We start from the raw sequence: 8,351 nt of genomic DNA, 5'->3' as shown, positions 1-8,351 counted from the left end.
TTGATATTCTAAAACGCAGATTAATTCTTGGAACAGACATGGCTTATCCTGATTTAGATAAAATTAAAATCGAAGAAACGAAAAATGGAACTCTGTTCAAACAGATTTTCTATCATTCAGATACAAATTCGTATACTTATGATTTTAAGCTTATCAAAGAAATTGATTCGCTTACCGTAAATCTTTATACACTGACTGTTTTTGCAGGTGCATACGAACCCAACAAAAAATATTTTGATTCGATTGTAAAATCGTTTGAATAATCAGCTAAAAACTGTTTCTCGACAGAGGACTGCCTATCCAGACACCCTCTGTCAGATAATCCCTTTTTTGTCCTTCAATAAGAATCTGTACACTATCCACAGTTGAAAATTCACTTGCTGTATAAACAACCTGCATTAACTGTGCTAAAGAACCTTCTGTACCATACTGATTAAACTGAAACTCTTCGCTGAAACTCATAGAAGCAACCCCATTTTTTACGCTTACACTAAGCAGACGGGTTCCCTGCGGTATAAGTGAACGATAACCATTTTTTACTTCAGATAAACTTGGACCTGCTAAAAGCATATTTAATGCGTCCATTAAAGGTGTATCTTTCTTTACATTTTTCGTAACTTCTTTTCTCACAATTGGAACGCTGTCGGAAACAAAATAAATCTTTGTCTTTACGGTAGAAGGAACTGTAACAGTTGAAGTTTCAACTTTTGTAACAACGTTTGTTTTCGCTGTGGATTTAGACTGATTTTTTTCCTCTGTTACTGATTTTGAAGTTACCAGCTTTTTTGGCTGAATTTCTTCTGCAGTTTTTTTAACTGACTCTTCCTTTTTTACCTGATTAGAAACTGCGCTCTCTTTCTTTTCAGTATTTTCAGTCTTTGACTTCAGCTCAGGTTGAGTTTGAACAGTATTTTGATTTGCAGTTTCAGAATTTTTCTTTGAATTTTCTTTATTTTTTAAATTGAGGTGAATAACCGTATCATTATTTTTAGTATCACTCTTTTTCTCTGTCGTGGAAACATCAGTTTTCTGAGAATCATCTTTTTTAATGTTTTTTTCAACAAGTGTTGTTAATCCGGCTTTATCAGCATTTTCCTTTATTTCTTCCCATTTTACCAGGGCAACTATAACAATTATCAGCATAAGAAGAAGCCATACTGCAAGCCCAAGACCAGTTTGTTTCTTCTTTTTATCTTTATCACTCATATTTAAATTATCGGTAAATAAAACAGAAAATGAATACTGATTTCCACTTGTTCATGGTTCAAATAAAAGATAAAATATAAATATGGAACAGCAAAAAGAATTCGATTTAATTACTTTCGGCGAAATTATGCTTCGCCTTTCTCCTTCTGTAAATGAACTCATCAGCAAGAGTGATTCTTTCAAAAAACACGCCGGCGGTGCTGAATTAAACGTTGCCTCTGGTGTTTCACTTTTAGGACTTCGTACAGGAATTATCACACGCCTTCCAAAAAACCAGCTGGGTACATTTATCAAAAACAGAATCCGTGCTTCAAGCGTAAGTGATGACTATATTATTTTTGATGATTCTCCGGAAGCCAGAGTTGGTATTTACTACTACGAAAACGGAGCTTACCCACGAAAACCAACTGTTGTTTATGACCGTAAAAATTCTTCAATTACTAAAATTTCAGCCTCAGAAATTCCAGATGACATTTATTCAAAAACCCGTATGTTTTACACATCAGGAATTACACTGGCGTTAAGCGAAAATACACGTACACTTGCAGTTGAAATGATTAAAAAATTCAAAGCTGCAGGTGCAAAAATTGCTTTTGATGTTAACTACCGGGCTAATCTTTGGGATGAAGATACAGCCCGCACAACAATCAAATCTATTCTTCCTTATGTTGATATCCTTTTCATTTCTGAAGAAAGTTGCCGCCGTATGTTCCAGAAAACAGGCTCACTTCAGGATATGCACCGCGATTTCTGCAAAGACTTCCCGAACATAAGTTATATTGCTTCTTCAATGCGTGAAGTTATCAGCCCTAAAGTTCATTCATTTACTTCACTCGTTTATTCCAAAAAGGATGACAACTTCTACACTGAAGAGCCATATAAGGAAATTGATGTAGTTGACCGCATCGGTTCTGGTGACGCTTACTGTGCCGGAGTTTTGTTTGGTCTTCTTAAATATGGAGATCCACAAAAAGCAACAGAATTTGGAAATGCAACATGTGCAACCAAAAATACAATTTTCGGTGACCTTCCGCTTTCTGACTTCAACGAAATCAGTTCAATTATAAAAAGTCACCACGACACAGGTAAACAGTCTGAAATGAACCGATAATTTTTAAGACAAAATATTCCTTGCTTCATACAAAATAATCGCAGCTGCCTGAGCCACATTAAGGCTTTCAATCGGCTGTGATTTTTTTTCGTCAAAATCTGAACAAAATGGAATTGTAATAAGTTCATCACAGTTTTCACGGACAATTCTTGAAATTCCATGTTCCTCATTACCAAGCACAATTAAAGCCGGCTTTTTCTTTTCATTACACATTTTTGAAATTTCAGAAACAGGTGTTTTTCCACGTACATCTGTTCCAAACCTCAGCATTTTTCCCTTCATAGAAACCAAAAGTTTTTCTATTGATTGAATGGAATAAATGTTAACATATTCCATTCCACCCTGTGCCACACGGTATGAACTTGTTGTAACAGACGTCTGAGCTTCATTTCTGGGTATTACAATATTTTTAAAACCAAAAAACGCTGCGCTTCTTACAATTGCACCAAGATTGTTCGCATTTCCAACTCTGTCCAGTAAAATTGCACTTTCTCTGTTATGCAGCCAGTTGTCAGTAATTTCGGTATTAAGATGTGGAATTTCAGAATTTCGAATCATAGCAACAACCCCTTGATGATGAGGAGTTCCACTTAACTTTTCAAGCTCGCCTTCCGGAATATTATTATAAGGTACTTTGCGTTCAGCCAGTGATTTAAATACATCTTTAAAATCCATCATTCTATCACGAGTATAATAAAATCGTGTGATTTTTTGAGGATTACATTTTACAAGAGCTTTTACAGCTTCAAATCCACAGACTGCAAGTTCATTTCTAACATCATTTTTCATAAGCAAATATTATACAAGATAAGAATTAAAATCTATACTTTTCCACAAAGTTATCCACAATTTGTAGATTATTTGTGGAAAAGTCTAAGGTTTTCCACAAGCGTAAGCCTAAATTAAGTATGAATTAAGTTTTAAAATTTCATAAAAAAACGGGCATTAGAAATATCTAATACCCGTTTTCAAAGTCAGTTTAATTAAACTGTAAGTTTAACTATTTAATGAGACGCAATTCTTTAGCAAGTTTAACACCTGCATCTTCCCATTCTTTTCCACCAACTTTGTTGAATTCAGCAACGTATGCTTTCCAGTCAGCTGGAGTAAGGTTTCGTTTGCCAGTCATAAATTCAACGATTCCCTGTTCGTAGAAGCGTTTCAAGTCAGCATTTGGAAGTGGCATTTTGTTCTGTCCTACACAAGCTGTCCATGCTTTTGACTGCATTTCGCGGAGAGCTTTAAGAGCAGACATTTCTTTACCATTCTTAGCATACCATGTTGGGTAGCGAGCAGCCAATTCAACATCGCCGTTGTAGTAAACCATGTTGCGGAGCTGTGTGTAAGGAATCATAGTAGATTCTGTGTAAGCTTTTGATGGGTCTGGGATACCATTAACAGTTGGAACACCCTTAGCATCAAATACATAGTTTACACCTTCCTGTCCCCAACCAAGGAGATAGTAACCTTCGTCTGAAGACATCCATTCAAGGAGTTCAGCGATTTTGTCTTCTTTTCCTTCTTTAGCAGCTTTTGCAGAAACAACATATGTTCGGTAAGCCTGTGTGTATGTACCACAAGAAGATTTTCCTTTTGGTCCTACTGGTGGATCAATAACAATCCATTCACCATCTGGGAAGTTGTTGTCAAATGGAGTGTAGTTAGACTGTGAAGCGTAAGCAGCATTCTGTTCACGCATGATACCGAAGCGGCCCTGTTTCCATGCAGCACGGAAGTCATCCTTTTTGTAAGCCATCCAGTTTGGATCAATTACACCAGCGTCAACGATTTTCTTCATGTAAACCATTGCGTCATAGTATTCTGGTTTGTTGATGTTAAGACCAGCTGTTTTTGCTGAAGCAAGGTTCCATGTACCTGCAACACCGAATGCACCGAAGATTGGATCGAGACGTCTTCCAAGACCTTCGTTTGTTGCAGAGAGCTCGAGGAATGCACCGTATCCGTATGTATCGTTTTTGCCGTTTCCATCAGGATCTTTTTCTGTGAATGCTTTCATAACATTGAAGAATTCATCAGTTGTCTTTGGTACTTTAAGACCGAGTTTGTCCAACCAGTCTTTGCGGATAAGAACGCCTTCATTGCGAACGATTGAACCTGGCTGAGCGAGACCGTATGATTTACCCTTTACAGTAGTAAATGCACGTGAGTCTTTGTCGTACAATTTAGATGTACGGTTTGGCATTTTAGCATAAAGTTTATCAACTGGAGCAATCAATTTCTGGTCAACGAGCTTCTGGAAAACAGCGTCTGAAACCATACACAAATCTGGAAGTGATTTTGCAGCTGCTGCAGCGTTAACTTTTGTATCCTGGTCGCCTTCTGATGAAGGAAGTGCAGTGAGCTTAAGGTTAATCTTGAGCTTGTCTTTTACGATTTTGTAACCAACCCATTCTGTTGGAATTGGACCTGCTTCAGATGCAGCAGCACCGTACCAAATTTCGATGTCTACTGTACCGTCTTTATTAGTTTTTGCTTTTGCTGAGAATGCCGGAGCAGCCATAGCCAAAACCAAAGCTGAAGCGACAATACCCTTCAATAACTTTTTCATTTTTTCCTCCTTATTGAAAATAAATGAAATCGATTTTTTTTGTACGAATTTTTAAATCCGTATTATATACAATCGAGCAGACGATAGAAAAACTACCATCTGCTCATATTGTTACAAATTTTTTTGCATTAGCCCTTTACAGAACCAAGCATTGTTCCCTTTGTGAAGTATTTCTGGATGAATGGATAAGCAAGCATCATAGGAATAGCTGAAAGGAATACACAGGCTGCTTTAATTGATGAAATAGAAGCTGCACCAAATGCAGAACCAGTATCCAGAGTTTCACTCATCGAAGCACCAAGAAGAATGTTTCGGGTAAGAATAGGAAGAGGCTGGAGTGCAGATTCAGTTAAGTAAAGCAAAGCGTGCATGAAGTCATTCCAGTAGCTTACTGCATAATACAAACCAATTGTCATGATGATTGGCTTTGAAAGTGGAAGAATGATAGAAACAAGAACATACCATTCTGCAGCACCGTCAATTCGAGCTGATTCTTTAAGTGATTCAGGAATACCCTCGAAGAATCCGCGCATAATCAAACAGTTGTAAGTACCAATTGCACCTGGCAAGAAGATTGAACACAAATGGTTGTTAAGGTGAAGACCTGTAACAACAAGGTAGGTCGGGATTACACCAATGTTAAAAAGGTAAGGAATAAGAACGAAATAGTTCAAAATCTTACGTCCCGGCAAATCCTGAACAGACATACAATATGCCATAGGAACAGTGAGTGACAATGAAGTCAAAACACCGAAAGACATAATTTTAAGTGAGTTCCAGAAAGCAAGGATAAATCCATTGTTTCCGAGAAGTGCCTTATAAGAAGCAGCATCCCACTTCCATGGCATAAGAATGAATTTGTCAAAAGTAGTTCCAATGTAACCGTTAGGAGTTACAGAAGAAGAAATTGTACTGATAATAGGGATAGCGATAATAATACCGATGAAAGCAAGGAAAGAGTTTACACCGATATAGAATGCGCGGTCACCTGATGTTAATTTTACTGTCTTTGGTTTTTCCATTTTACGCCTCTGATTACAAAAGTGAAGATTCTGTCAACTGTTTGACAACTTTGTTAGAAACCATTACAAGAAGCATACCAATAACGCCCTTGAAGATACCAACAGCTGTAGCAAGTGCATACTTCATTTCAAGAAGACCCTGTCGATAAACCCATGTATCAATAATATCAGCAACAGAATAAACTGCTGGAGAATACAACATGAACATCTGGTTGAATCCGGCATCAAGAACAGTACCGAGTTTAAGAAGGACTACAGTAACAATAACAGGCTTAATTGAAGGAATTGTAATGTACCATACACGCTGAACAGCAGAAGCACCTTCTACCATAGCAGCTTCAAACAATGAAGGATCGATACCCATAAGTGCAGCAATAAAGATAATTGCAGCCCAACCCATTTCCTTCCATGCATCTGAAAGAATAACAATTACAGGGAATACATCAGCATTTGTAAGGAAGTCAATTGGTTTTCCGCCTGAAGCTTTGATAATGTCATTTACAAGACCATCACCAGGAGCAAGCAGTGTAAGCAAAATACCGTACATGATAACCCAAGAAAGGAAGTGCGGTAAGTAAGCCAGAGTCTGAACAACACGGCGAAGTACATTATGTGTACATTCATAAAGAGCCACAGACAAGATAATTGAAAGTGGAACCGAAATAAGCAATTTTGCCAAACTGTAGAGAATTGTATTTCTCATAAGTTCGCCAAAATAGTAAGCATGAAGGAATGTTGAGAAGTTTTCAAAACCTACCCAGCGGCTTCCCCATACACCATCAAGTGACTGGAAATCTTTAAATGCAATCTGACCATTAAGAACCGGACCATACTTCATGATAGAGTAGTACACAACCGGAATGATAAGAAGTGCATAAACCGAAAAATGTCTTTTAATGTTTTTCCAAAGATCTTTTTTCGGAGTTTTTAGAACATTTGTTTCTTGTGCGTTCATACCTAACCTCAATTTATTTTATCGCTTAGAGCCATTATTATACTTTAAAAATCCTTATGGATTATTGGACAAAACCGAACTTTCTTATAATTATTTTGTACGAATCTTGCCTGGCGGTACTCCATAAATTTTTTTAAAGACGCGGCAGAAATATGCCTGATCCTGAAAGCCGGAATTTTCTGCGATTTCATAAATCGTATCGTTCGTTTCCAGAAGCATTTTTGTCGCTATATGTATTCTATATCTATTTAAATATTCCCACAGACTCAAGCCGATTTCTTTGTGAAAAATTCTTGTAAGATAATCTTCACTTACATGAACGGTATCAGCAAGTTTCCATCGGACAATCTGCTGTGAAGCATTTCTATTTAAATAAAGTATAGCCTTTTTTACAAGTGCACCCGTATGAGGCGGCAGAATTTCATCACCGGCAAGAATACTCTTTATGCGCTCATCAAACTGTTCAGATTCAGCAGCACCACGGTTGCACAGAATAATCCGCGGATGAGAACAAAGCAGTTCAACTTCTTCATCAGTTGTAACCGAATCAGGAAGAACAATTATTGGAACCAGAACTGTTTTTTGATTCTGCCGGATTTTTTTAATATCTTCTTCGTTAATTTCTTCAAAAACAATAAGTGACGGTGTTATTTCTTCGAGAATATTTTCAAATTCAGACATTGAAGAAATACTTACTGTATTAGAATCTGTTGCCCATGTACCATAATGAGTATGCTTTGCATTGACAAAAAGCACCGGAGAAGTACGCTGAGTTTTTATTTTCTGTTCAAGCAAATCTATAAAATTATGCCCGATCATATTCCGGCTATAACATACAAGAGGAGCACGGAAGAAAACCTCATTATGCCTTAAGCCATAAACTTTAATCCATTCATCAATTGGCGCAGAATCCGGTTCCCAGTAAAGAATAGGATTTTCTATATCAAGAACATTTATATCTGCATTGAAAATAAATTTTGGCTCCAGACCAAACGGTTTATGCGAAACAGTATCAGAAAAACAAAGGATTTCTTTACCTTCAATTGATGGTGTATCAGAAGGAGTGCCTGCCAGATTTGGCCAGGGCAGGGTAACTTCAGCATAATTCTGAGACTTTTCTACTTCACCAAACTGAAGAAGAATAATTTTTTCTGCAAGAAGAAGTTCCGGTTTCTGCCAGTCAAATTTATTTGAATAGAATTCAATATGAATACCGTCAGATTTTTCTGATATATACGGAGTTTTTTCTGCAAAATCAAATACTGTCTGAAGCGCCCGCTTAAGCCGCTCTGAATCTCCATAAAGCAGCGGAAAATCTCTGTCCAGTCCGGCAGCAACACTTCCAGGTAAAATCTGACGGATATCAAAAAGTTTTTTATCCATAGGAAGGTCATCAACCTGTGAACGTGTCAAATCGACAAGTGTTTCTGTCTTTTCTAACTGAGAATCCACCTGCGAACGAAGGAACAAAAGCTGTTCTGCAAGAAT

At 37.3% G+C, this 8,351-nt stretch carries 8 protein-coding genes; 2 read left to right on the top strand and 6 right to left on the bottom strand.

Going from position 1 to position 8,351, the window contains the following annotated elements; all coding sequences use genetic code 11:
- On the top strand, nt 1-263 hold a 263-nt coding region (locus tag ACKI5B_RS09015; RefSeq protein WP_407427946.1), incomplete at its 5' end, for a DUF7955 domain-containing protein.
- Between the two features lie 4 nt (nt 264-267).
- Here the strand turns inward: ACKI5B_RS09015 and ACKI5B_RS09010 are convergent.
- Nucleotides 268-1,206, bottom strand: a complete 939-nt coding sequence (locus ACKI5B_RS09010; RefSeq protein WP_407427944.1) for a GerMN domain-containing protein — start codon at nt 1,204-1,206, stop codon at nt 268-270.
- Between the two features lie 82 nt (nt 1,207-1,288).
- Here ACKI5B_RS09010 and ACKI5B_RS09005 point away from each other — a divergent pair, with 82 nt between their 5' ends.
- The gene (locus ACKI5B_RS09005) at nt 1,289-2,317 is read left to right on the top strand and encodes a sugar kinase (RefSeq protein WP_407427942.1); all 1,029 of its coding nucleotides are present in this window, start codon (nt 1,289-1,291) and stop codon (nt 2,315-2,317) included.
- A 3-nt stretch (nt 2,318-2,320) separates the two neighbouring features.
- Here ACKI5B_RS09005 and ACKI5B_RS09000 read toward each other — a convergent pair whose 3' ends face one another.
- The 5 genes from ACKI5B_RS09000 to ACKI5B_RS08980 all read right to left on the bottom strand — a co-directional run.
- Nucleotides 2,321-3,106: a TrmH family RNA methyltransferase gene (locus tag ACKI5B_RS09000; protein ID WP_407427940.1), complete on the bottom strand. Its 786-nt coding sequence runs from the start codon at nt 3,104-3,106 to the stop codon at nt 2,321-2,323.
- A gap of 211 nt (nt 3,107-3,317) precedes the next feature.
- Entirely contained in the window at nt 3,318-4,886 is a 1,569-nt protein-coding gene (locus ACKI5B_RS08995; RefSeq protein ID WP_407427938.1) for an extracellular solute-binding protein, read from the bottom strand.
- A 128-nt stretch (nt 4,887-5,014) separates the two neighbouring features.
- The gene (locus ACKI5B_RS08990) at nt 5,015-5,908 is read right to left on the bottom strand and encodes a carbohydrate ABC transporter permease (RefSeq protein WP_407427936.1); all 894 of its coding nucleotides are present in this window, start codon (nt 5,906-5,908) and stop codon (nt 5,015-5,017) included.
- A gap of 13 nt (nt 5,909-5,921) precedes the next feature.
- A complete protein-coding gene (locus ACKI5B_RS08985; protein WP_407427934.1) occupies nt 5,922-6,863 on the bottom strand; it encodes an ABC transporter permease in 942 nt (313 codons plus the stop codon).
- Nucleotides 6,864-6,953: 90 nt separating this feature from the next.
- Nucleotides 6,954-8,351, bottom strand: a 1,398-nt coding sequence (locus ACKI5B_RS08980) for a helix-turn-helix transcriptional regulator (RefSeq protein WP_407427932.1), incomplete at its 5' end; no start/stop codon positions are given.

The organism is Treponema sp. (assembly GCF_045657965.1).
Taxonomy (GTDB): domain Bacteria; phylum Spirochaetota; class Spirochaetia; order Treponematales; family Treponemataceae; genus Treponema_D.
The sequence above is the reverse complement of the archived record's forward strand: the minus strand, read 5'-3'. Positions and strand labels throughout refer to the sequence as shown.